General features: G+C 75.9%; 21 protein-coding genes and 1 pseudogene. 8 read left to right on the top strand and 14 right to left on the bottom strand.

Translation table 11 applies throughout. The annotated features are described in order from the left end of the window. On the bottom strand, positions 1-1,253 hold a 1,253-nt coding region (locus tag NH342_RS14475), incomplete at its 3' end, for an MFS transporter (protein WP_253015582.1). An 81-nt stretch (positions 1,254-1,334) separates the two neighbouring features. On the opposite strand from NH342_RS14475, the gene NH342_RS14470 reads away from it, so the two are divergent. After that, positions 1,335-1,781: a helix-turn-helix domain-containing protein gene (locus NH342_RS14470; RefSeq protein ID WP_253015581.1), complete on the top strand. Its 447-nt coding sequence runs from the start codon at positions 1,335-1,337 to the stop codon at positions 1,779-1,781. Positions 1,782-1,808: 27 nt separating this feature from the next. Here the strand turns inward: NH342_RS14470 and NH342_RS14465 are convergent, their stop codons facing one another. Then, on the bottom strand, positions 1,809-2,843 hold the full coding sequence (locus NH342_RS14465; protein ID WP_253015580.1) for an ornithine cyclodeaminase: 1,035 nt from the start codon (positions 2,841-2,843) through the stop codon (positions 1,809-1,811). After that, a complete protein-coding gene (gene ddaH / locus NH342_RS14460) occupies positions 2,840-3,691 on the bottom strand; it encodes a dimethylargininase (protein ID WP_253015579.1) in 852 nt (283 codons plus the stop codon). Before ddaH ends, NH342_RS14465 begins: the two co-directional genes overlap by 4 nt. A 102-nt stretch (positions 3,692-3,793) precedes the next feature. Between ddaH and NH342_RS24255 the strand changes: the two genes are divergently transcribed. Continuing rightward, positions 3,794-4,246, top strand: a complete 453-nt coding sequence (locus tag NH342_RS24255) for an Lrp/AsnC family transcriptional regulator (protein WP_253015578.1) — start codon at positions 3,794-3,796, stop codon at positions 4,244-4,246. Positions 4,247-4,345: 99 nt separating this feature from the next. Here NH342_RS24255 and NH342_RS14450 read toward each other — a convergent pair whose 3' ends face one another. From NH342_RS14450 to NH342_RS14435, 4 genes are read right to left on the bottom strand one after another with little or no spacing between them, the layout of a single operon-like run. Beyond that, positions 4,346-6,055 (bottom strand): ABC transporter ATP-binding protein, encoded by a 1,710-nt coding sequence (locus NH342_RS14450; RefSeq protein WP_253015577.1) that lies wholly within the window; start codon positions 6,053-6,055, stop codon positions 4,346-4,348. Next, positions 6,052-7,698, bottom strand: coding sequence for an ABC transporter ATP-binding protein (locus tag NH342_RS14445; RefSeq protein ID WP_253015576.1), 1,647 nt, complete (start codon positions 7,696-7,698; stop codon positions 6,052-6,054). Before NH342_RS14445 ends, NH342_RS14450 begins: the two co-directional genes overlap by 4 nt. A 22-nt stretch (positions 7,699-7,720) precedes the next feature. Continuing rightward, the gene (locus NH342_RS14440; RefSeq protein ID WP_253015575.1) at positions 7,721-9,268 is read right to left on the bottom strand and encodes a phospholipase D-like domain-containing protein; all 1,548 of its coding nucleotides are present in this window, start codon (positions 9,266-9,268) and stop codon (positions 7,721-7,723) included. Then, complete coding sequence (locus NH342_RS14435; protein WP_253015574.1) at positions 9,265-9,954, bottom strand: NYN domain-containing protein; 690 nt, start codon at positions 9,952-9,954, stop codon at positions 9,265-9,267. The genes NH342_RS14440 and NH342_RS14435 overlap by 4 nt, the downstream gene beginning before the upstream one ends. A 191-nt stretch (positions 9,955-10,145) precedes the next feature. On the opposite strand from NH342_RS14435, the gene NH342_RS14430 reads away from it, so the two are divergent. The 4 genes and pseudogenes from NH342_RS14430 (at position 10,146) to NH342_RS14420 (ending at position 12,064) form a co-directional block, all read left to right on the top strand. Further along, the gene (locus NH342_RS14430; RefSeq protein ID WP_253015573.1) at positions 10,146-10,799 is read left to right on the top strand and encodes a TetR/AcrR family transcriptional regulator; all 654 of its coding nucleotides are present in this window, start codon (positions 10,146-10,148) and stop codon (positions 10,797-10,799) included. 205 nt (positions 10,800-11,004) lie between these two features. After that, positions 11,005-11,112: pseudogene (locus NH342_RS23545) on the top strand (DUF222 domain-containing protein); the annotation flags it as partial. Beyond that, on the top strand, positions 11,110-11,529 hold the full coding sequence (locus NH342_RS14425; protein ID WP_308200665.1) for an HNH endonuclease signature motif containing protein: 420 nt from the start codon (positions 11,110-11,112) through the stop codon (positions 11,527-11,529). The pseudogene NH342_RS23545 and the gene NH342_RS14425, both read left to right, overlap by 3 nt. Before the next feature lie 4 nt (positions 11,530-11,533). Further along, a complete protein-coding gene (locus tag NH342_RS14420) occupies positions 11,534-12,064 on the top strand; it encodes an NUDIX hydrolase (RefSeq protein ID WP_253015571.1) in 531 nt (176 codons plus the stop codon). Positions 12,065-12,067: 3 nt separating this feature from the next. Here NH342_RS14420 and NH342_RS14415 read toward each other — a convergent pair whose 3' ends face one another. The 5 genes from NH342_RS14415 to NH342_RS14395 all read right to left on the bottom strand — a co-directional run bounded on the left by NH342_RS14415 (position 12,068) and on the right by NH342_RS14395 (position 16,906). Further along, a complete protein-coding gene (locus tag NH342_RS14415) occupies positions 12,068-12,745 on the bottom strand; it encodes a GNAT family N-acetyltransferase (protein WP_253015570.1) in 678 nt (225 codons plus the stop codon). 66 nt (positions 12,746-12,811) lie between these two features. Then, entirely contained in the window at positions 12,812-13,285 is a 474-nt protein-coding gene (locus tag NH342_RS14410; protein ID WP_253015569.1) for a DUF1992 domain-containing protein, read from the bottom strand. A 19-nt stretch (positions 13,286-13,304) separates the two neighbouring features. Further along, a complete protein-coding gene (locus NH342_RS14405; RefSeq protein WP_253015568.1) occupies positions 13,305-14,933 on the bottom strand; it encodes an acyl-CoA dehydrogenase family protein in 1,629 nt (542 codons plus the stop codon). A 19-nt stretch (positions 14,934-14,952) separates the two neighbouring features. Continuing rightward, positions 14,953-15,342, bottom strand: a complete 390-nt coding sequence (locus NH342_RS14400; RefSeq protein WP_253015567.1) for an SRPBCC family protein — start codon at positions 15,340-15,342, stop codon at positions 14,953-14,955. Between the two features lie 19 nt (positions 15,343-15,361). Next, complete coding sequence (locus NH342_RS14395) at positions 15,362-16,906, bottom strand: hypothetical protein (protein ID WP_253015566.1); 1,545 nt, start codon at positions 16,904-16,906, stop codon at positions 15,362-15,364. Positions 16,907-17,055: 149 nt separating this feature from the next. On the opposite strand from NH342_RS14395, the gene NH342_RS14390 reads away from it, so the two are divergent. Further along, positions 17,056-20,187, top strand: coding sequence for a glycosyltransferase family 2 protein (locus NH342_RS14390; protein ID WP_253015565.1), 3,132 nt, complete (start codon positions 17,056-17,058; stop codon positions 20,185-20,187). A 7-nt stretch (positions 20,188-20,194) separates the two neighbouring features. Here NH342_RS14390 and NH342_RS14385 read toward each other — a convergent pair whose 3' ends face one another. Then, a complete protein-coding gene (locus NH342_RS14385) occupies positions 20,195-21,472 on the bottom strand; it encodes a competence/damage-inducible protein A (RefSeq protein ID WP_253015564.1) in 1,278 nt (425 codons plus the stop codon). A 34-nt stretch (positions 21,473-21,506) separates the two neighbouring features. Between NH342_RS14385 and NH342_RS14380 the strand changes: the two genes are divergently transcribed. Further along, entirely contained in the window at positions 21,507-22,100 is a 594-nt protein-coding gene (locus NH342_RS14380; RefSeq protein ID WP_253015583.1) for a hypothetical protein, read from the top strand. Between the two features lie 4 nt (positions 22,101-22,104). On the opposite strand, the gene NH342_RS14375 is transcribed toward NH342_RS14380, so the two are convergent. After that, on the bottom strand, positions 22,105-22,315 hold a 211-nt coding region (locus NH342_RS14375; protein WP_253015563.1), incomplete at its 5' end, for a hypothetical protein.

Here is a 22,315-nt window from a genome sequence, read left to right as displayed (position 1 = left end):
GCGGGCCCGGCCGAGGAGGCGACCAGGACCACGACCGTCGTCCCGAGCGCGGCGCCGACGTAGCGGGCGGTGTTGTTGGCCCCGCTGCCCATGCCGGCCCGCGCGGGCGGCACGTGGGCCACCGCCTCCCGGCCCAGCGCCGCGTTCGCCGCGCCGTACCCGACGCCGAACACCAGCAGGCCGGGCAGCAGCACCGCCGGGGAGCTGCCGGTGCCGACCACGGCCAGCGCGGCCATGCCGAGCCCGGCCACCGCGAGGGCGCCGGCCAGCAGCAACCGGCCGTCGACCCCGGGCAGCCAGCGGACGGCGACCGCGGTGGCCGTGCTGACCGCCGACCAGAACAGCACCAGCAGGGTCGCGGCCAGCAGCGAGGAACCCAGCCCGCGCTGCACCATCGAGGGCAGGTAGGACGCCAGCCCCACCATGACCCCGCCGGTGAGCAGCGCGCCGAGGGTCGCGGCCCGGAAGCCGGGTGAGCGGAACAGCGCCAGGTCGACCATGGGCGCCGGGCTGCGCCGCTCGACGACGACGAACGCGGCCAGCAGCAGCACGCCGACCACCAGCAGGACGACGCCGGTGCCGGAGCCCGAGCGCGACTGCACCAGTCCGGCCAGCAGTGCGCTCAGCCCGGCCGCCAGCAGCACCGCACCCGCGACGTCGGGCCGGCGCCGGGGCGCGGGGACCGCACCGGGCAGGGTGCGGTGGGCGACGAGCGCGACGCCGGTACCGACCACCGCGGTGACCAGGTAGGTCACCCGCCACTGCGTGCCGTGGTCCAGCAGCACGGTGGCCACACCACCCAGCCCGGTCCCGGCACCCACGCTGGCGCCCCACACCGCCGCCGCCCGCGCCCGGTCGGGCCCGGGCGGGAAGACCTGGCCGATCACGCCCAGGGCCCCGGCCAGCACCGCGGCCCCGCCCACGCCCTGCACCAACCGCCCGACGACGAACGGCACGGTGCCGGCCGCGAGACCGGCCACCGCGGCGCCCGCGGCGACCAGGGCCAGCCCGGCCACCAGCACGCGCCGCCGTCCGAGGTCGTCGGCCAGCACCCCCGCGGTCAGCAGCGCCGCGGCCAGCCCGACGCTCATCGAGGACAGCAGCCAGGCCTGCGCACCGGGGCCCGCGCCGAAGTCGGCCGCCGTCCGCACGCCGGTGCCCAGCGGGGTGACGAAGACGGCCAGCACCAGCAGCGTCGACCCGGCGGCGGTGGTGAGGGTGCGGTGGCGGGTGCGGTCGACGTCGACGGACACGGGGAGCCCTCCAGCTGGCTACAGTGAGGTTCAGCCAGCACACCATGACACCTGGCTGAACTGCGCACAAGCGAGGTGGAGATGGACGCGCCGACCGGTGTCCGCGAGCACTGCCCGGTGGCCGCGACCCTGGACCTGGTGGGGTCCCGGTCGTCGCTGCTGCTGATGCGCGAGGCGGCACTGGGCACCCGCCGGTTCGCCGACTTCGCCGTCCGCACCGGGCTCAGCGAGCCGATGACCGCCCGCCGGCTGGCCGAGCTGGTCGACGCCGGGCTGCTGGCGCGCGCCGACTACCGCGAGCCCGGCCAGCGGGTCCGCCAGGAGTACCGGCTGACCTCCTCCGGCGTCGACTTCCTCCCGGTCATCACCGCCCTGCGGCAGTGGGGCGACGCGCACGCCGACGTCCCCGGTGGCCGGCCGCTCCGGGTGGACCACGCCGGGTGCGGCGCCGAGGTGGTCGCCGAGGTCCGCTGCACCGCCGGCCACGCCGTACCGCCCGCCGAGGCCGTCGTCACCCGGCTGCGCTGATCCCCTCCGCTGGTCCCCCTCCTCGGGTCAGGCCGGCAGCGGGGCCTGCGCCCCGGCGACCAGCCCGAAGAGGTCCTTCGGGTCGGCCGGGTCGGCGACCAGGTCCAGGTCGGTCGACCAGGGCGTGCCGCGGACGGCGTCGGCCAGCCAGCACAGCGCGCTGAAGTCCTCCACGGCGAACCCGACCGAGTCGAAGAGGGTGACCTCGTCGGCGCGGGTGCGACCCGGACGGGCGCCGGTGAGCACCTCCCACAGCTCGGTGACCGGCGAGTCGACCGGCAGCGCCTGGATCTCGCCCTCGACCCGGGTCTGCGGCTCGAACTCGATGAACACGCTGCTCGCGCGCACCAGCTCGACGGGCAGCTCGGTCTTGCCGGGGCAGTCGCCGCCGATGGCGTTGAGGTGGGTGCCGGGGGCGACGTCGGCGGCGTCGAGCACCAGGGCGCGGGCCTTGTCCGCGGTGCAGGTGGTGACGACGTCCGCCCCGCGCACCGCCTCGCCGGCGGTCGCGCACACGGTGACGGTGAACCCGGCCGGCTCCAGGTGGCGCACCAGCTTGGCGGCGGCGGCCGGGTCCGGGTCGAACACCGCGAGGTCGGTGATGCCCAGCGCGGTGCGCATGCCCCAGGCCTGGAACTCGGCCTGGCTGCCGGCCCCGACCAGGGCCAGCCGGCGGGAGTCCGGCCGGGCCAGGGCGCGGGCGGCCACCGCGGAGGTCGCCGCCGTCCGCACGGCGGTGAGCAGCGTCATCTCGGCCAGCAGCAGCGGGTAGCCGGTGTCGACGTCGGCCAGCGCGCCGAAGGCGGTCACGGTCTGGAAGCCGCGCTCGGGGTTGGTCGGGTGGCCGTTGACGTACTTGAAGCCGTAGCGCTGGCCGTCGCTGGTCGGCATCAGCTCGATGACGCCGACCGGTGAGTGGCAGGCCACCCGCGGGGTCTTGTCGAACTGCGCCCAGCGGACGAAGTCCGCGTGCACCCGCTCGGCGACCTGCCCGATCGCCGGGCCCACGCCGGTGGCGGCCAGCAGCCGCGCCATGTCCTGCACACCCACGAACGCGGTCATGCCCGCTCCTCCTGTCGCAGCTCGAGGGTGCAGCACTTGACGCTGCCCCCCGCCTTCACCAGCTCGTCCAGCTCGATCCCGACCGGCTCGAACCCGGCCGCCCGCAGGTCCGCGGCGAGCGTCACCGCCTCCACCGGGAGCAGCACGTGCCTGCCGTCGGAGACCGCGTTCAGACCGAAGGCCAGCGCGTCGGCCTCGGTGGCCTCGACGGCGTCCGGGAACAGCGTGCGCACCACCTGCTGGCTGCTGGCCGAGAACGCCGCGGGGAACCAGGCGACCGTGTGGTCGTCGAGCACCGCCAGGCAGGTGTCCAGGTGGTAGAAGCGCGGGTCGACCAGCTGCAGGGACACCACGGGGACGCCGAGGACCTCCTGGGCCTCGGCGTGCGCCGCGCGGTCGGTGCGGAAGCCGGTGCCGGCCAGCACCAGGTCGCCGACGACGGCGAAGTCGCCCTCGCCCTCGTTGGTGTGCGCCGGCTCGTGCACCGCGACGCCCAGCTCGGCCAGCAGCTCCCGGTGCAGCGCGGCCTCGGGCCGGCGCTCGGGGTGCAGGAACGCCGCGCCCAGCGCCCGCCCGCCGACGACGAGGGCGCCGTTGGCGGCGAAGACCATGTCGGGCAGGCCGGGGCCGGGGGCCAGCAGGTCGACCCGGTGGCCGAGCGCCTGGTAGGCGGCGACCAGGCCGGACCACTGGACCATCGCGCGGTCGCGGTCGACGGGGACGGCGGGGTCCATCCACGGGTTGAGCACCGAGACCACGTCGAAGTGGGTCGGGGGGCACATCACGAAGTGCCGGGTGCGCGCGGTGCGCACGGGCGCCGGGGCGGCCTGCTGGACGGGGAAGGTCACGAACCCATGATCGGCGGGCTGCAGTACGCAGTCGATCCCCGGATCTTGCGTCCTGCCGTCGATCCGTTGCGTTCGTAGCCAACCGAGTGCAACGATCCGCCGGTGGACGTCGACGACATCGACCGCGGCATCGTCACCGCCCTGCAGCGCGACGCCCGGGCCACCTTCGCCGAGATCGGCGCCGAGGTCGGGCTCTCCGCCCCGGCGGTGAAGCGCCGGGTGGACCGGCTGGTCGCCGCAGGGGCCATCCGGGGGTTCACCGCGGTCGTCGACCCGGCGGCGCTGGGCTGGTCGACCGAGGCCTACGTCGAGGTCTCCTACTCCGGCGTGGTCTCCCCGCGCCGGCTCACCCAGGACCTCGGCGCGCTGCCCGAGGCGGTGAGCGCCTGGACCGTCTCCGGCGCACCCGACGCCGTCCTGCAGGTGCAGACCCGCGACGTGCGGCACCTGGAGGAGGTGCTGCAGCGCATCCGCGGCCTGCCCGACGTCACGGGGACGCAGACCGAGATCGTGCTGTCCCGCCTCTTCCAGCGCGCCGCCGTCCCCCCGGTCTGATCCGGGATCCTGCTCGGGCACCGTGCATCCTCCTGCGCGGGCGTTGCCCCAGGAGGACGGAGGTGGATCAACGACGCTGATCCACGCCGGGCGGGCGGGTCAGGCGCGGGCGGTCCAGGCCGACCACAGCTGCGCGTAGCGGCCCCCGGCGGCGACCAGCTCGGCGTGCGTGCCCTGCTCGACCACCCGGCCGCCGGCCAGCACCACCACGCGGTCGGCGCGTGCGGCCTGGGTCAGCCGGTGCGCGACCACCAGCGTGGTGCGGTCCGCGGTGGCGGCGAGCGCGGCCTCCTCCAGGTCCCGCGCGCCCGCACTACCCGCCTCCGCGGTGGCCTCGTCCAGCACCGCGACCGGCGGGTCGGCGAGCACCAACCGGGCCAGCGCCAGCTGCTGGGCCTGCGGCGCGGTCAGCTCCACCCCGCCCTCGCCGACCAGCGCGCCCAGACCCAGGGCCGGCGCCCAGTCCGCGCCGACGGTCTCCAGCGCGACGGCCACCTCGGCGTCGGTCGCCGAGGGCCGGGCCAGCCGGACGTCGTCGGCCAGCGTCCCGGCGAACACGTGCACCTCCTGGCTGACCAGCCCGACGTGCGCGCGCAGGTCCACCTCCGCGCCGTCGAGCAGGACCCGTCCCGCCGTGGGCTCCAGGGCACCGGCCAGCACGCCGGCCAGCGTCGTCTTGCCCGCCCCCGACGCACCGACCAGGGCGACCCGCTCCCCCGGCGCCAGCACGAGGTCGACGTCGCGGAGCACCGGCGGCCCGCCGGCGTAGGAGTGGCCCACCCCCTGCAGCTGCACCGACGGCCGGCTCGACGCGGGCACCGGCGCCGGCGGGACGTCGAGGTCGGCGACCCCGACCATGCGCACCAGGGAGGCGCCGGCCGACTGCACGTCGTCGAAGGTGAACAGCAGCAATCCCAGCGGGCCGAACAGCCGGTGGAACAGCAGCGCCGCCGTGGTCACCGCACCGACCGAGACGTCACCGGAGCGGACCAGCACGAACCCGACGGCGAGGACCGCGGCCAGGCCCACGTACTCGGCGCGGTTCATCCGCCAGCCGAAGTCGGTGAACAGCCGGAACACTCCCAACGTGATGCGCAGCGCCTGGCCCGAGCGGTCGTCGACCACCGCCCGGTGCCGCTCCTCGTCGGCGTAGGCGTGCACGGTGTCCGCGCCCTGCAGCGAGCTGACCAGCGCCTGCGACCGCTCCCCCATCGCCACCCGCTCGGCGGCGTACCGCGGCGCCGAGCGCGGCAGGTACCAGCGCAGCGCGAGCACGTACAGCGGCAGCGCGACCGCCCCGGCCAGCGCCAGCCGCCAGTCCAGCGCGCCCAGGCCGACCAGGGTGAGCAGCACGGTCAGCCCGGCCGAGGCCACCTGCGGCAGCGCGCTGGTCACCGCCTCGGCGACCTTCGCGACGTCGTCGCCGACCCGGGAGAGCAGGTCCCCGCCGCGGACCCGGTCCAGCGTCGCCGAGGGCAGGTGCAGCGCCCGGTCGACGACGGCCTCGCGAAGCCGGGCCAGCACGGTCTCGCCGAGCCGGGCGACCAGGACGGCGGACAGCCCGGTGAGGACGGCGGTCGCCAGCGCCGCGGCCACCAGCGCCCACACGTAGGGCCACACCGACGCAGCGCCGGCGTCGACGGCGTCGACCAGCCGGCCCAGCACCGCGGGCGCGACCAGCCCGGCGGCGGACGCGGCCACGGCGGACAGCGCGGCGGCCGCACCGGCCCACGGGCGGGCGCGCAGCTCGGTCCACACCACCCGGCCGGCGCGGCGCGGGGTGGCGACCGGCAGGAGCGGGCCGGTCACCGGAGCACCGCCGCGCGGTAGTCGGGCCGGCCGGCGAGCTCCCGGTGCGTACCGGTGGCCACCACGGCGCCGTCGCGCAGCACCACGACGCGGTCGCAGCGGCCCAGCAGCGCCGGGCTGCTGGTGACCAGCACCGTCGTCCGGCCGGACCGCAGCCGGGCCAGGCCGTCGGCGACGTCGCCCTCGGTCACCGCGTCGACCGCCGTCGTCGGGTCGTGCAGCACCAGGACCTGCGGTGCCCGCAACAGCGCACGGGCCAGCCCGACCCGTTGCCGCTGACCGCCGGACAGCGACCGGCCGCGGTCGGCGACCGGCAGCTCGAGGTCGGCGAGGTCGTGGGCGCCCGCGGCGGCGAGGGCGTCGGCGAGCGCGGCGTCCGGGGCCCGGCCGCCCGGGTCCACCGCGCTGCGCAGGGTGCCCTCGAACAGCACGACGGCGTGCGGCTCGACCAGCACCCGCGCCCGGACGGCGGCCGGGTCGAGCCCGGCGACGTCCACCCCGTCCAGCAGCAGTTCCCCCGGTCCGGGACGGCGGCGGCCACCCAGCAGCGCGACCAGGTCGGCGGCGTCGGCCGGGTCCGGGGCGACCACGCCCACCGTCTCCCCCGGTTCCACGTGGAACCCCCGGTCCGGGACCGCCACCGACCCCGGGCCGGGGGCAGGGACCGGACCGGCGGGGTGCACCGGCTCGGCGGCGAGGACGGCGACCACCCGGGCCGCCGACGCCCGCGCCTCGGCCACCTTCTGGCCCGCGAACCCGAGCAGGCCGACCGGTTCGGCCAGGAACTGGGCCAGGCCGACCACGGTGACCAACTGGCCCACGGTCATCGCGCCGTCCAGGGCCAGCGCGCCGGCCACCCCGGCGACGACGACGGCGAACAGGCCGCTGCCCAGCACCGTCGCGCCGCGGTAGGCGCCGACCGCCCGGGCGGCGCGCAGCGTGGAGGCCAGCGCCGTCCCGCTGGTGCGCCGGTACCGGTCGGCGGCGGCGTCCTCGGCGCGGATGCCCCGCAGCACCCGGGTGCCACGCACCAGGTCGGTGGCCAGGCCCGCGGTGCGGGCGACGTCGGCCTGCTGGGTGGCCGTGCGCCGGGTCAGCCAGGGCCCGAGCAGCTGCAGCAGACCGACCAGCAGCGGCGTGCCGACCAGGACGCCGAGGCCCAGCGGGACGCTGATCGCCAGCAGCCCCACCGCGGCGACGGCCAGCGCCGTCGTGCCCGCGACGACGAGCGAGGCGGCCTCGACCACCCGCCCGGCCTTCTCCGCGTCGACGGTCGCGGTGCTGAGCAGCTCCCCGGACGGCGGCGCGTCGCGCAGGCCGTGCGGGTCGAGCACCCGGGCCGCGACCTCCACCCGGAGCAGGTGGGTCTCGGTGAACCAGCCGGCCACCACCTGGCGGGCGCCGTACCGGTAGGCCTGGGAGAGCACGAGGAACAGCAGCGCGGTGGCGCCCAGGCAGGCCAGCAGGGCCGGCACCGATCCGGTGGCGACCGCCCGGTCGATGGTCACGCCGATGGCCACCGGCACCAGCGCCTCGCACGCCTGGTGCAGCGACAGCAGGACCGTGGCGGCGACGAGCTGCCGGGGGTGCCGGCGCAGGGCCCGCCGCAGCAGGCCGTCCGCCGTCCTCGGGTGCCCGTCCATGTGAGGGCACCCTAACCGGGCGCTAGGCGCGCAGGCGGCGGTGGCCCCGGCGCTGCACCCGGCCGACCGCGCGCTGGACCCGGCTCGGCGTCTGCTCGGGGTCCAGCAGCTCGGTGTCGGCGAGCAGGGTGTCGATGAGGCCCTGCCGCGGCGGCACGAACGGCTGCAGCGACCGGCCGGTGTCCCGGCGGAGGTCCTCCACCGCCGCCAGCAGCGAGCCGCCGTGCGCGGCCACCGCGGCCGCGACGTCGTCCGGGCCGACCCCGAGGTGCTCGGCGACCAACCGGTCGCGCATGCCGAGCACCGCGGCGGCGATCTCCTCGCGGCGCGGGTCGTCCGCGGGGGCCTCGATGGTCAGGTCGCACTCGGTGTCCAGGCCCATCGACCGGTTGTTCAGGTTCGACGACCCGATCCGCAGCAACCGGTCGTCGACGACGCAGACCTTGGCGTGCACGTAGACCGGGTTGCGCTGCTCGGTCACCGGGACGTAGAGGGAGAACCGGCCGTGCACGTCGGCCTTGCGGACCAACCCGAGCAGCTTGGCGCGGGCGGTGCCCATCGCCTTCTCCTCGAGCCAGCCGTCGGCGGTCTCGGGGTTCACCACGACGAACTCCGGCCCGTCGTCCTCGCCCAGCCGGGCGGCGATGGCCTCGGCGACACGGCGGTTGGCGAAGTACTGGCTCTCGATGTAGACGCAGCGCTTGGCACTGGCGATCATCGCCAGCCACAGGTCCTCGATCTCGTGGACCAGCTCCCACTCGCGGTGCTCCGGGCGGGTGCGCGAGATGGCCACGTCGACGTCGTGGAGCAGCACCGGGACCTGCTCGGGCCAGCAGTGCTCCACCCCCTCCACCGGCTGCAGCTGCTCACCGGTGCCGGCGGCCCAGCGGCGGCGGGCGAGGTCGCCCAGGGCCTTGGCCGCCGGACCGGACACCAGGCTGGTGACGTCGTGCCAGGGCTGGGTCACGCGCGGCGAGCGGGGCCGGTGCCGGTGCCGCTGGCGGTCCAGGTGCTCGGGGGTGTCCCAGCGGTCGGCGGTGACGTCGATGCCGCCGGCGAAGGCCAGGCAGTCGTCCACCACCACGATCTTCTGGTGGTGCGCCCCGCCGAGGGGGTGGTGGGCGTCGACCCTCATCTGGAACCGGTCGGAGGTCCGCCGGTTGAGCAGCACGATGGGCAGCAACCCGCGGCCGAGGGCCTCGAACATGCCGAGGTCCCACTGCAGGACGCCGACGAACAGGTCGGGGTTGGCCTCGACGGCGGCCTCCAGCACCCGCCCCACCCGGTCGTCGCGGCCCCGGCCCGGCGAGCGCGGGTCCATCCGGATGCGGGGGTCGAAGTCCCAGCCGATGAACAGCACCTGCTTCTCCGCCTGCAGCACGACCTGCTTGAGGGTGGCGAAGTAGTCGGCCGCGTCGACGAACACCGCGTGCCGGGTGGCCCGCTCGACCCGCCACACGGTCTCGCCCGGCACCAGCACGCTGCCGGTCGCCGGGGCGGCGTCCACCGGCTCGTGCTCGCTGGGGACGGCGGCGGCGAACCCCCCGGTGTCCCGGTCGGTGGCCGTCACGGGTGCCGCGTCGAGTAGGCCGCGGCGGCGTCCCGCAGGCTCTTGGTCGGCCGCAGCCAGGCGCCGTCGGGCGGCAGCGAGTCCAGCCGGACCCGGTCCAGCGGCGCCGCGAAGGCCCCGGGCACGTCCTCGATGTCGACGAAGTGCAGCAGGTCGGAGCTGATCGCGTAGCCGGCCACCTCGGAGAAGGCGACGACGACCACGTCGGTGCCGCCCCGCGCGAGGTCCTCCAGCGGCTCGGCGAAGTTGCGGCCGTCGCCGGAGAACACGACCAGCCGGCGCAGCCGGTGGCTGTTCGCGCGCACCTCGATGTGGTCGAGCATCGACTGGTCGATGTCGTCGTCCGGGCGGCTCTTGGGCCGGGCGAACACCGAGTAGCCGAAGCTGCGCAGCGCCTCGACCCAGCCGCGCAGGGTGGTCACGTGCTGCGGCGGCACGTTGGCGAACACGCACGCCTCGACGTCGTCGGCCCCGCCGCGCCCGGGCTCGCCGGCCCCGCCGACGAACCAGGCGGCGATGGCGTCGAAGCGCGGGCGGGACGCCGCGGTCGGCCGGGCACCGATGACGGTGGCCAGCGTCATGTCGATGTTCGGGGCGTCCCACACCAGCAGGTCCAGCGCCGGGCGGTCGGCCGCGCGGTCCACGGCCACGCCGGACCCGGGCTCGGTGGTCTCGGTCGTGGTCATCGGGTCAGTGTGCCGGGTGGCCGGCGCGGCCGGGGCCACCGCCGGTGCCGGGGTCACCCGCTCCGGGGGTCCGGCGGGGGACGTCGCCCGGCGCGCGCGCCGTCTGCGGGGGGTCTCCACCCCGGAATGGTCGCAGCCGTCACGGCCTCCGGTGCTGGACGGTCTTGTTCCAGGTCTCATACAGTCCGGCGTTGGCGCACAGCATCGACAGGGGAGGCGTCCTGGCCGAGATCACCAGGCGGGACCGCAAACGGGAGCGCACGCGCGAGCAGATCGTCACCGCCGCGCGCGCCCTGTTCCTCCGGCAGGGGTTCGAGCACACCACGGTGCTGCAGATCGCCGAGACCGCGGACGTCGCCGTGCAGACCGTGTTCAACCACGCGCCGAGCAAGGAGGCGCTGTTCTTCCTCGGCCGGGTGCCCTACGCCCTGGAGATGCCGGTCCTGCCGCCGGCCGCGGACGGCGAGGACCCCGCCGACGTCCTCGTGCGGCACCTCACCGAGCGGACCATGGGCTACCTGCACTCCCTGGAGGACCCGGACAACCTCGCGATGGCCGCGCAGATCGACACCTCGGCGGTGCTGGCCAGCTACGAGCGCACGATCCTGGCCGAGACCGAGGCGGGGCTGGCCGCCACCATCGCCCGGGAGCTGCCCGGTGTGGACGCGCGCTGGGCCGCCGCGCTGCTGCTGGCCACCACCCGCACCCACGCCCACGCCCACCGGCGCGCCCTGGTGCCCGGGGTGCCGGCCTGCGAGGCCCTGTCCCGGGTCCAGCAAGAGCTGCCCGGCCACCTGCGCGCCGTCCTCGCCGTGTGCACCCCGGCTGGGGTCGCCGTCGGCTGACACGTCTCCGCGGAGACGTCGACACGCACACCGGGTCGTCGTCCGACCACGATCCGCGTTCTTGTCGGACCCCGCCCCCACCATGTCGAACACCAGTTCGATCGAGGAGGCGGCGTGGCAGTGGTCGAGGACGTGGCGGAGGACGTGACGTGGACGTCGGGCGTCGCTCGACGGGGTCGCGGCGTCGAGCCCGGCGCAGGCGCGGCGGCTGGCCTGCGACGCCACGATCACCGCGGTGCTCGTCGACGGCGCCCGCGTGCTCGCCTGCGGCCGCACCCGCCGGCGGGCGAGCGCGGCCCAGCGCCGGGCCCTGCTGGTCCGCGACGGCGGCTGTGCGCGGCCGGGGTGCTCCGAGGACCGCCCCGAACGGTTGCACGCCCACCACCTGCGCCACTGGCTGCACGGTGGGCGCACCGACGTCGACGACCTGGTGCTGCTGTGCGACCGCGACCACGGGGCGGTCCACGACCTCGACCTCACCCTGCACCGCCGGGCCGGGCGGCTCGTCGCCCACGCGGTCGACGGGACCCCGGTGTGGCAGGACGAGCAGGCCGACGGTGGGCCCGCGCCGCTCGTCCACGTCGCCGACCCGTCCCTGCCGCTCGGGTGGCCGGCCAACGGCGAGCGCCTCGACCTCCGGTACGCCATCGGGGTGCTGCTGGACAACCGGGAGGTGCTCCGCCGCCACCTGCAGGAGGAGGCGGCAGGGCGCCTGCGGCTGGCAGGCTGACCGGGTGCGCACCACGAGCAGTCGCGAGGTCTACCGCAACCCCTGGACCCGGGTCCGTGAGGACGTCGTCGTCCGCGACGACGGCAGCACCGGTGTCTACGGCGTGGTCGAGAAGCCGGACTTCGCGCTGGTCATCGCGGCCGAGGACGACGGGTTCTGGCTCGTCGAGCAGCACCGGCACCCGGTGGGTCGGCGGTGCTGGGAGTTCCCGCAGGGCACCTGGTCGCATGGTGCGTCCGGGACGCCGGAGGACCTGGCCCGGGCCGAGCTGGCCGAGGAGACCGGGCTGCGGGCGGCCGACCTGCGCCACCTCGGGCACCTGGACGTCACGCCCGGTCTGTCCACCCAGGAGTTCGACGTGTGGCTGGCCACCGGGCTGACCCCGGGCCCGACCGCCCGCGAGGCCACCGAGGCCGACATGGTGCACGCGTTCGTGCCCGAGGCCGAGCTGGTCGCCCGGATCCGGTCCGGCGGCTTCACCGACGCGCCCTCGCTGGCCGGCTACGCCCTCCTGCAGCTCGACCGGGGTCGCTGACGGTCAGGCGCGGCGGACCAGCCGGCGCCGCGGCTGCCGGCGGTGGAAGGGCTGGGACCGCAGCGGGCGCCAGTCGGCCCGGGACACCGCGTACTCGACCTCGCCGAGCTCGGCGCCGGTAATCGGAGCGGTGCGGTCCTCGGTGTAGGTCCGCCGCCAGCTCAGCCCGAGCTTCTCCATGACCCGCCGCGACCCGGTGTTGACCGCCAGCGTGGTGGCCACGACCTCGTCGACGTCGGTGCTGGCGAAGGCGGCGTCCACGAGCACCGCGGCGCCCTCGGTGGCCAGCCCGCGGCCCCAGTACCCGCGGTGCAGCCGGTACCCCAGCTCCACGGCCGCGACGGTCTCGGTGACCATCGGGCGCAGCTCGAACCACCCCACGAAGGCGTCGGTCGCGCGGTCCTCGGCGGCCCAGTAGCCCAGCGGCAGCGGGCCGTGGTGGGCCAGCAGCCGGGGCAGGTCGCGGTCGCGGACCCGCGCCGCGGGCACCGGCCGGCCGGTGCCCAGGTGGCGCATGACCTCGGGGTCGCCGTGCAGCGCGACCACGGCGTCGCCGTCGGCCGCCCGGACCGGGCGCAGCCGCAGCCGCGGGGTGAACAGCGGTGGGACGACCGGCCGGTCGCCGGGCCCGGGCAGGACGGGGCGCGGGTGCGCCAGCCGCCGCCTCAGGTCGATCGCCATCGACCTGAGGCTAGTGCCGGGGTCCTCCGGCGCTGCGCAGCCCGAGCCGCGCGTCCAGCACCTGCGTCACACCCGTCCCCCGCGCCACCAGCGACGCCGGACCGGCCCCTCGGGGGTCGGCGGGGCGGGTGGCGGGACGGGCCGGGCGGCCCGCCAGGCGGCCACGAGGGCCTCCTCGTCGTGCTTGCGGACGACGACCGGCGGGCCGTCCAGCGGAGTGCGCCAGGATGCCGCCACCCGGTCGTTGAACTCGCGGACGGCGGCCCGCACCCGGTCCTCGCCGGTCAGCGCGGCCAGCCGCCCGGGCAGGTCGTCCCGCTCGCGGCCCAGCGCCAGGGAGGGCGGCAGGAAGGCGGCGTCCGGTTCCTGCCGGCGGGCCCAGGCCAGCGCCCAGGTGTAGCTGTCGGACGGGCCGTCGTCCTTGGGCAGCGGCTTGCCGGCGCCCGGGAGGTCGGCGAAGGCGCCGCGCTCGTCCGCCGTCCGGATCTGGTGGTCGACCCAGGTCTCGAAGCTCATCCCCTCGGGCTTGCGCTCGGTCACCCCGCCCAGCCTCCCACCCTCACGCGGGGGCGACCACCGCCCGCTCCACGACCTCCCCGACCGCGGTCCCGGCCGGCAGCGTGCCCAGCACGCCGCCCCAGTCACCCCCCAGCCGGCTGGCGCAGAAGGCGTCGGCCACTGCGCCGGGGGCGTGCTGCAGCAGCAGCGACCCCTGCAGGCACAGCGCCAGCAGCGAGGCCACCCGGCGGGCGCGCAGGGGCAGGTCGACCGGGTCGGCGAGCTCGGCGCGCAGCCGCGCGACCGCGCCGTCGAACCGGTCGTCGGCGCCGGACGCGGCCTCGACCTCGGCGAGCACCGCGGCGACCGAGGCGGACTCGCGATCCATGGCACGCAGCACGTCCAGGGCGATGACGTTGCCGCTGCCCTCCCAGATCGAGTTCAGCGGGGACTGCCGGTACAGCCGCGGCAGCACCGACTCCTCGACGTAGCCGTTCCCGCCGAGCACCTCCAGCGCCTCCGCGACCACGGTCGGGGTGCGCTTGCAGACGTGGAACTTCGCCGCCGCGCCGGCCAGCCGCAGGAAGTCGGTCTCCCCGGCGTCCTGCGCGGCGGCCAGCCGGATGGCCAGCGCGGTGGCCGCCTCGCTCTCCACCGCGACGTCGGCCAGCACGTTGCGCATCAGCGGCTGCTCGACCAGCAGCGCGCCGAAGGCCGAGCGGTGCCGGGCGTGGTGCAGCGCCTGGGTGAGCGCGGCGCGCACGGTGGCCGCCGAACCCAGCACGCAGTCCAGCCGGGTCGTCGTGACCATCTCCAGGATGGCCCGCACGCCGCGGCCGGGCTCGCCGACCAGCCAGCCCACGGTCCGGTCGAACTCCACCTCCGAGGAGGCGTTGGAGCGGTCGCCGAGCTTGTCCTTGAGGCGCTGCAGCCGGAACACGTTGCGCTCGCCGTCGGGCAGCATCCGCGGCACGAGGAAGCACGAGACGCCCTCCTCGGTCTGCGCGAGCACCAGGAACAGGTCGCTCATCGGGGCCGAGGTGAACCACTTGTGGCCGGTCAGGTGGTAGGTGCCGTCGATCCGCGCGGCGGCCCGGGTGGTCCCGGCCCGGACGTCGGACCCGCCCTGCTTCTCGGTCATGCCCATGCCGGCGACCAGGCCGGCCTTGGTGCGCGGGTCGGCCAGGCCGAACTCGTAGCTGGTCGAGGTCAGCCCGGGCTCGAACACCACCGCCAGCTCCGGCGCCCGGCGCAGCGCGGGGACGACGGAGTAGGTCATGGTCACCGGGCAGCCGTGCCCGGCCTCCACCTGGGTCCAGCCGAGGTAGCCGACCGCGCGGCGCACGTGGGCGTGCGCGTCGCCGGCGGCGGCCAGGGCCCACGGCGCGCCACCCAGGCCGTGCGCGAACGCCGCGGTCATCAGCTCGTGCCAGGCGGGGTGGAACTCGACCTCGTCGATCCGGTTCCCGGTGCGGTCGTGGGTGCGCAGCCGCGGGGGGAACTCGTTGGCCAGCCGGCCCCACTCGGCGGCCTGCTCGCTGCCGGCCAGTGCGCCCAGGTCCTCCAGGGAGTCCAGGGTCAGCGGGTCGGCGTGCCGCAGGCAGGCCTCCCGCAGCGCGGTGTCGCCGGCGACCGGGTCGTGCCCGACCAGCGGGGGCACCTGGTTGGTCACCGTGTGGGTGGCGTTCACCCCGCGACCGTACGACCCGTCAGGGGCGGACCAGCCGCTGCAGCGCGAAGGCCGCCAGCGGCACGTAGCCGACCACCGGCAGGAGGGGTCCCGAGACCCGCAGCCCGGTCGTCGTACCGCCCTCGGGACCGGTGCGCACCCAGTGCGCGAGGACGAGCGTGCCCGGGCCGATGTCCACCGACCAGGTCCACTCCCGGGCCGCGTCGTCGACGGCGTCCACGACGAAGGGGGCCCGCAGGCCCGCCGGGCCCAGCACCTTCCCGGTGACACCGGGGTCGATGCGGACGGCGTCGGTCTCCACCCCGCGGATCTGCGGGGACCAGTCCGACCACTTGGCCGGGTGCAGGTACCGGTCCCACGCCTCGTCGGGGTGGACGGCGCCGGTGGCGTGCAGCCGCAGGGAGCTCATGCCTCCCATCCTGCCCGCGTCAGGGCACCGGCTCACCGGGGATGGTGAACAGCGGTTCCCATGCAGAGTCGACGTCGACCGGGAAGAGGACCGACGGCGCCTCCCCGACCGAGTTCCACCGCGCCCGGTAGGGCAGGTCCTCGAAGAGCACCTCGTCCCCGCGCTGGTAGACCTCCGTGGCTGACCAGGACTCCGTCACCCCCGTGACCGTGGGGACCGGGGTGATGGGTCCGTCGGAGGGGACGACCGGCCCGAGGAGTGTCCACGGCCAGGCCTGACCCGGACCCGGGACACCTGAGGGGTCGACGCCCACGGTGTAGAAGTTGGCCTGGTAGACCTGCCCACGCCACACCACCCGGTAGCCGGCGGGGTACGGGGCACTGGCACGCCAGATCGGGAAGGGTGCCGTGTCCGGGTCGTCCACGACCGGTACGGGGGACACCTCCTGGTCGACCACCTCCGGGCTGCGGCTCGTCGGCGTGCCCTCGGCCGTGGGGGTGAGGGCACGCGTGAAGTCCTGCGGCTCCTGCTCGACACCGCTGCAGGTGTTGGACAGCACGCTGACCCCGGCGAAGCTCGCGCCGCAGGCCTGGTCGCGGTTCGCCGACCAGAGCGCCAGCCGACCCAGACCGCGATCGGTGGCGAAGGAGCTCAGGCCCCGGGCGTCCTCGAGGGTGAAGACGTCGGTCGGCACGTCGTTCTGCCCGATCATCGGGGTCGCCCCCACCCGCGCCCAGGCCTCGCGGTCCGACAGCGGTGCCCCAGCAGCGGCCCACGCGGTGCTGACCTGGGCCACGGTCGCCTCCAGGGCGTCCTCGGTGGCCTCGAGCATGCCGGTGCCCTCGGGTCGGCTCGCGCCGTAGTTCATGGTCATGGCGTTGACACCCGCCAGGTCGACCCCGCCGGCCAGCGTGCTGTCGAGCACCGCGACGGCGTCGGCGGGGAGCCCGCTGGGGTCCACCGGGAGGGTCAGCCAGACCGCGAGGGGCTCCCCCGCCGCCGCCCGCTCCGCCTGCAACGCGGCCACCGCCGTGGCCCGGCGATCGTTCGCGGCCGTGTCACCCATGGCCGCGCCCTCGATGTCGAGGTCGATGCCGGACAGGTCGTAGCGCTCGACCACGGCGCGGTAGGCCGCGAGCAACCGGTCGGGGTCGGTGCAGGCCACGGCCAGCTCGTCGTTGAGCAACCCGCCGAAGCTGACGACCACGTCCCCCCCGGCTGCCCGCAGCTGCGTGATGCGCCGGTCGAGGTCGAGGCCGGAGGAGGCCTCGTCCAGGTCGTAGTAGGTGCCCCAGGAGGGGGTGCAGGGCTCGTCGGCGTCGGCCACGACGAAGGACAGGGCAACTGTCGACGCCGTGTTGGTCGCCGGGTCCTGGAACGCGAACCCCGGGGTGAGCGTGAGGTCGACGTAGGGCACCGGTGCCAGCACCCGGTCGGCGACCGCCGCAGCCGATCGGTCGCTCCGGGTCCAGTACCACCCGCCGCCGGCGAGGCCGGCCACGACAGCGAGCACGACCGCCAGCCGGAGCCACGAGATCCGTCGCTGCACGCGCGGTTCAGCCATGTCGCCGTCCATCGATCCCCTTCGGTGGAGCGTACGGAGAGTGAGGACGCAGACTACCGACGCCCCGCCCGTGCACGGGCCGATCACACCATGGACCGCACGACCCGCCCATGACATCACTCTGCGTGGCCGGTTCCTCCGTCCGTGTCATGCCCGCACCCATCCGGGTGGACGGCGTTCCGGATGGCCTGTTGCCCGGCGGGGTGGTCGTGCAGCATGGCCGCGCCGGGCCACCGTGGCCGCGGCGGGAGGGCTTCGGGGTGGTCGTGGACAGGACGTCGGGATCGGAGCGCCCCCGGGCGCCGAGGCGCCAGTGGGGCAGCGACCGCAGGCGGATCCCGCTGGCGGACCCCCGGATCAGCGACGGCCGGCTCACCTCCGGCCGCTTCGCCGTCGTGCTCGCCGTCGCCGCCTGGGCCGTGTACGTCCTCTACACCGTCGAGCAGCAGTTCATCGAGGGCCGCGCCGACACCGCCCGCAGGGTCATCGAGGCCGTCGGCTACCTGCTGCTGGTGACCCTGCTCGCCGTCTCCGCGGTGGCCTACCTGATCACCCGCATCGGCTTCTTCTACCGGGTCCGCAACCATCAGCGGGCCACCCGCATCGCCCTGGACAGCTTCATCGACCAGGACCGGCCCCCGACCATGACCGTCCTGGTGCCCTCCTACCAGGAGGAGGCCGAGGTCATCCGCACCACGCTGCTCTCGGCCGCGCTGCAGGAGTACCCCGGCCTGTCCGTCGTGCTGCTGGTCGACGATCCGCAGAACCCGTCGACCGCCCGAGCCCGAGCGCTGCTGGCCGACGCCCGGGCCCTACCCGGGCAGCTGCAGGACCTGCTCGACCGCCCCGCCTCGGCCGCGCGCGCTGCGCTGGCGCGGTTCGAGCGGTCGGTGGTGGGGGGCGGGGACGCCGGGGGACAGCAGCTGGCGGAACTGGCCGCTGACCACCGCGACGCGGTCGCCTGGCTCGACGACCTCGCCGCCGGCCACCCGGTGCGCGACCACACCGACGAGTTCTTCACCCAGCACGTCCTCGGCGCCCTCGCCCGCGACCTGGCCACGACCGCGGTGGCCCTGGACGAGGCGGCCGCAGAGGGGGCGAGGCTGCCGACCGCACGGGTGCGGCAGCTGCACCAGCGGCTGGTGTCGATCTTCTCCGTGCGTTTCTCGTCCTTCGAGCGCAAGCGCTACCGCAGCCTGTCCCACGAGCCGAACAAGGCGATGAACCTCAACAGCTACATCGGCCTCATGGGCGGGGAGTACGTCGAGACGACGACGCCCCTGGGCAGGATGCTGCAACCGGTGCTGCCCGGCCAGGGCGACCTGGTCGTACCGGGCGTGGACTTCGTGCTCACGCTGGACGCCGACAGCATGCTGCTGCCGGAGTACGCGCTGCGGATGGTCCACCTGCTCAGCCAGGCGGAGAACGCCCGGGTCGCCGTGGCCCAGACCCCCTACAGCGCCTTCCCGGGTGCAGGGACGCGCTTGGAGCGCATCTCCGGCGCCAGCACCGACATCCAGTTCATCGTGCACCAGGGCATGACCCAGTACGGCGCCACCTTCTGGGTGGGTGCCAACGCAGTGCTCCGCCGGGAGGCACTGGAGGACATCGTCGCCGTCGACTTCGCCGGCGACGTGGAGATCCGCCGCTACATCCAGGACCGCACGGTCATCGAGGACACCGAGTCCTCCATCGACCTCGGCATCCACGGCTGGCGGCTGCACAACTACCCGGAGCGGCTGGCCTACAGCGCCACGCCCCCTGACTTCGGGTCGCTGTGCATCCAGCGTCAGCGGTGGGCCAACGGCGGTCTGCTGATCCTCAGCAAGCTGCGCCGGCAGGTGCGGGCCCGGCGGGCCCGGGGCGAGCAGAACCGCTTCGGGGAGCTGTTCCTCCGCACCAACTACATGGCCTCCATCGCCTGGAGCTCGATCAGCCTGGTCGTGATGCTGGTGTACCCGTTCGACGCGACGTTGCTGAACCCGCTGCTCTACCTGGTGTCGGTGCCCTACTTCGCCGCGATGGCCAGTGACCTGCGCGCGCTCGGTTACCGGCGGCTGGACGCGCTGCGCATCTACGGCTTCAACCTGGTCCTGCTGGCCGTCAACCTCGCCGGTACGGCGGCGTCGGTCCTGCAGATGGTCACCGGGGAGAAGAGCGCGTTCAAGCGGACACCGAAGGTCCGCAACCGGACCACCTCGGCCCCCTCCTTCCTGCTCGCCCCGCTGGTGCTCATCGCGTTCTGCACCTGGACCGTCCTGGTGGACGTGCAGGAGGGGAACTGGGTCAACCTCTTCTTCGCCGCGGTGAACGCCTCGCTGGCGACCTACGCGCTGCTGGCCTACATCGGCCCGGTGCACCTGGTCGTCGACCTCGCACTGCAGCTGCGCAACTGGGTCTACCGGCCGGTCGCGGTCGAGCGTCCCCGACGCCGACGGTCGTGGCGTCGGCGTGGGGCACCCGCAGCACCGGGCGGGCGCGTGGCCACCTGGCCGGACATCCTCGGCCACCCGGTCCCTGCCCGGCCCGAGGACCACCGGGCGCGTCACCGGGCAGGCTCGCACGTGGCCAGCGCGCGCTCCGGCCAGGACCTCGGCCTCCACACCTTCCACGACCACGTCTTCTTCACCGTCTTCCAACCCGTCGTGGACACCGCCTCCGGGCGGGTCGTCGGGCACGAGGCCCTGTGCCGGTTCGCCGACGGGCTCCCGGTCGACCAGCAGCTCACCACCGCGCGCCGACAGGGCAGCGACACAGAGCTGGACTGCGCCATGGCCTCGGCCGCCCTGGCTTCCGCCGTCGACCTGCCGGCCGGGTCGACGGTGTTCCTCAACGTGGCCAGCCGCACCTGGCGCGACCCGGAGCCCCTGCTCGCCGTCCTCGCCGGACGCAGCGCCGCCGGCAGCGGCCGCCTCGTGCTGGATGCCGGGCAGGACGACCTGGCCGCCGCCACCGCTGTGGCCCGCCGCTCCGGGGCCGACGTCGCGCTGGGCGTCTCCACCACCGCGGGGGTGGGCATCGACCTCGAGCTGCACCGACCTCGGTGGCTGAAGCTCGAGCGGGCCATCGTCCTGCAGCTGCTCAACGGCTGGCTCGACCCGGCCGAGGTGGTCGCGGTGGTGGAGGCCGCCGCAGCCGTCGGCTGCGACACCCTCGCCTGCGGCGTGGAGGACGCCGAGGAGCTGCGCGTCCTCGAGCAGTGCGGGGTGCGCTACGTCCAGGGGTTCCACACCGGCGCACCCCGGCCGCCCCGGATCGGCACGGCGGCCCTGGTCCGCTGAGCGGCCGTCATGCCGGTGGCCCGCCGAGCAGCAGCGCGCGGAGCAGGTGCATGCCGACGGTCACGGTGCGCTTGCGGAAGGCCGCCCGGTCGCCGGGGACGACGAGGGAGCGGGTGACGGCGCCGTCCGGTCCGACCGCGCACAGGTGCACCGTGCCGACCGGCTTGTCCGGGCTGCCCCCGCCGGGGCCGGCGATCCCGGTGACGCCGATGCCGACGTCGGCGCCGAACCGGTCGCGGGCGCCGTCGGCCAGCTGGCGGGCCACCTCGGGGCTGACCGCACCCACGGTGGCCAGGGTGTCGGGCCGGACGCCGAGCAGCTGCTCCTTGGCGCTGTTGGCGTAGGACACCACCCCACCCGGCACCCAGGCCGAGGCGCCGGGCCGGTCGATGAGCCGGGCGACGAGCTGGCCGCCGGTGCAGGACTCCGCGGTGGCGACGGTCAGGCCCCGCTCCGCCAGGGCGTCGGCGACCAGCGCGTCCACCTCGGGGCCCTCGCTGAACAGGGTCGCGGCGTAGTCGGTGCGCACCGCCTCGACCAGCCGGCCGTAGGCGGGTGCCGCGCCGGGGGCGTAGCGGGTGACGATCTCCAGCTCGCCGTCGCGCAGGCAGGTGGTGACCTCCAGCCCGGCGAGCTGGTCGTCGACCCGGCGCAGGGTGGCCGCGAGCTCGGACTCGGGGGTGCCCCACAGCCGCAGGGTGTCCTGGCGCAGCTCCTGCGCCCGCGCGAGCACCGTCCGCACCGGGGCGGCCTCCAGCGCGGCCGGCCACATGGCCTGCAGCTCGCTCGGCGGCCCGGGCAGGACGACGACCGGCGGGCCGTCACCGGAGGAGGGGGGGACGACGAGGCCCGGTGCGGTGCCCACCGGCTCCAGGACGACGGCGCCGGCGGGCACCCGGGCCTGCTTGCGGGTACCCGCCTCGGTCGCGGCCGGGTCGACCCGCCACCCCCGGCGGGCCATCAGCCGCTCCACGATCGCGCCGATCCGGCCGGCGAGGGCCTCGTCGACGGCGGAGGGGCGGCCGCAGAAGTCCCCGACCACCTCGGCGGTCAGGTCGTCGGCGGTCGGGCCGAGCCCGCCGGACGTGAGCACCAGGTCGTTCGAGGCGGCGAGGAAGCCCAGCGCCGCGCGCAGGTCCTCGGGGCGGTCGCCGACCACCACGACCGAGCCCACGTCGACGCCGAGCCGACGCAGCTCCTCGGCCAGCCACGGGCCGTTCCGGTCGGTGACCCGGCCGGTGAGGACCTCGGTGCCGGTGACGACGATGCCCGCGCGTGCTCCCACGCGACCGACACTAGGCGCCGTTACGGTGGCCCGCGTGAGCCAGCCGCCGTACCCGCCGCCGTCCCGTCCGGAGCCCCGTCCCGAGCACCCCGGGGCCCGTGCCGAACAGCCGTACGACCCGGCGCACCCCGGCCACGCCACCGAGCCGGCCTACGACCCCGCCTACCCGCCGCAGCCCACCGGCCCGATGGACGGCTCGGCCCCGGCGCCGCCGCCGCTGCCCGGGCCCGAGGTGTCCACCGGGCCCCGGGTGGGTGCCCGGGCACGCAGCTCCGCCGACCGCGCCGCGCTGACCGCCGCCGTCCTCGGGGTGGTCGGCTTCGTCCTGCTGGTGGTCGGTCTGTCGGTGTCCACGGTCGGCATCACCCTGTGGACGGCGGTCCCGGCGTGGTCGGTGTTCGCGGTGCTGGCCGCGCTCGTCGCGCAGGTGCCGCACGTCCCCAGCCGGGGCGGGCTCAGCCGCGGTCAGGCGTGGCAGGTCGGCGCGGCCGGCGCCGGGGGCCTGGCGCTGTTCTGGCTGCTGGTCGTCGTGTTCCCCGGCGGCGGGGCGACCGACCGCGGCTTCGTGCTCACCCTGGCCACCGCGCTGGTGGCCGGCGGGGTCTGGCTGCGGCGCCGGGGCTCCTGACCCGCTAGTCGCCGCGGCCGGGGAACGGCCAGCCCGGGACCAGGTCCTCCAGCCCGCCGCGGCCGCCCCGCCCGTCGCCGCGCTCGTCGCCGCGGTCGTCGGCGTCCTCGGCGGTGGTGGTGGGGGCCGCCGTCGTGGGCGGCGGGGTGGTGGGCACGGCCTGGCCGAGGCCGGTCCCGGTCGGGGAACCGAGCTGCGGCACCGGCGCGGGCGCC

Origin of the sequence: Klenkia sp. PcliD-1-E, assembly GCF_024124375.1 — a bacterium.
GTDB lineage: Bacteria > Actinomycetota > Actinomycetes > Mycobacteriales > Geodermatophilaceae > Klenkia.
This window is presented reverse-complemented; position numbering and strand designations above follow the sequence as displayed.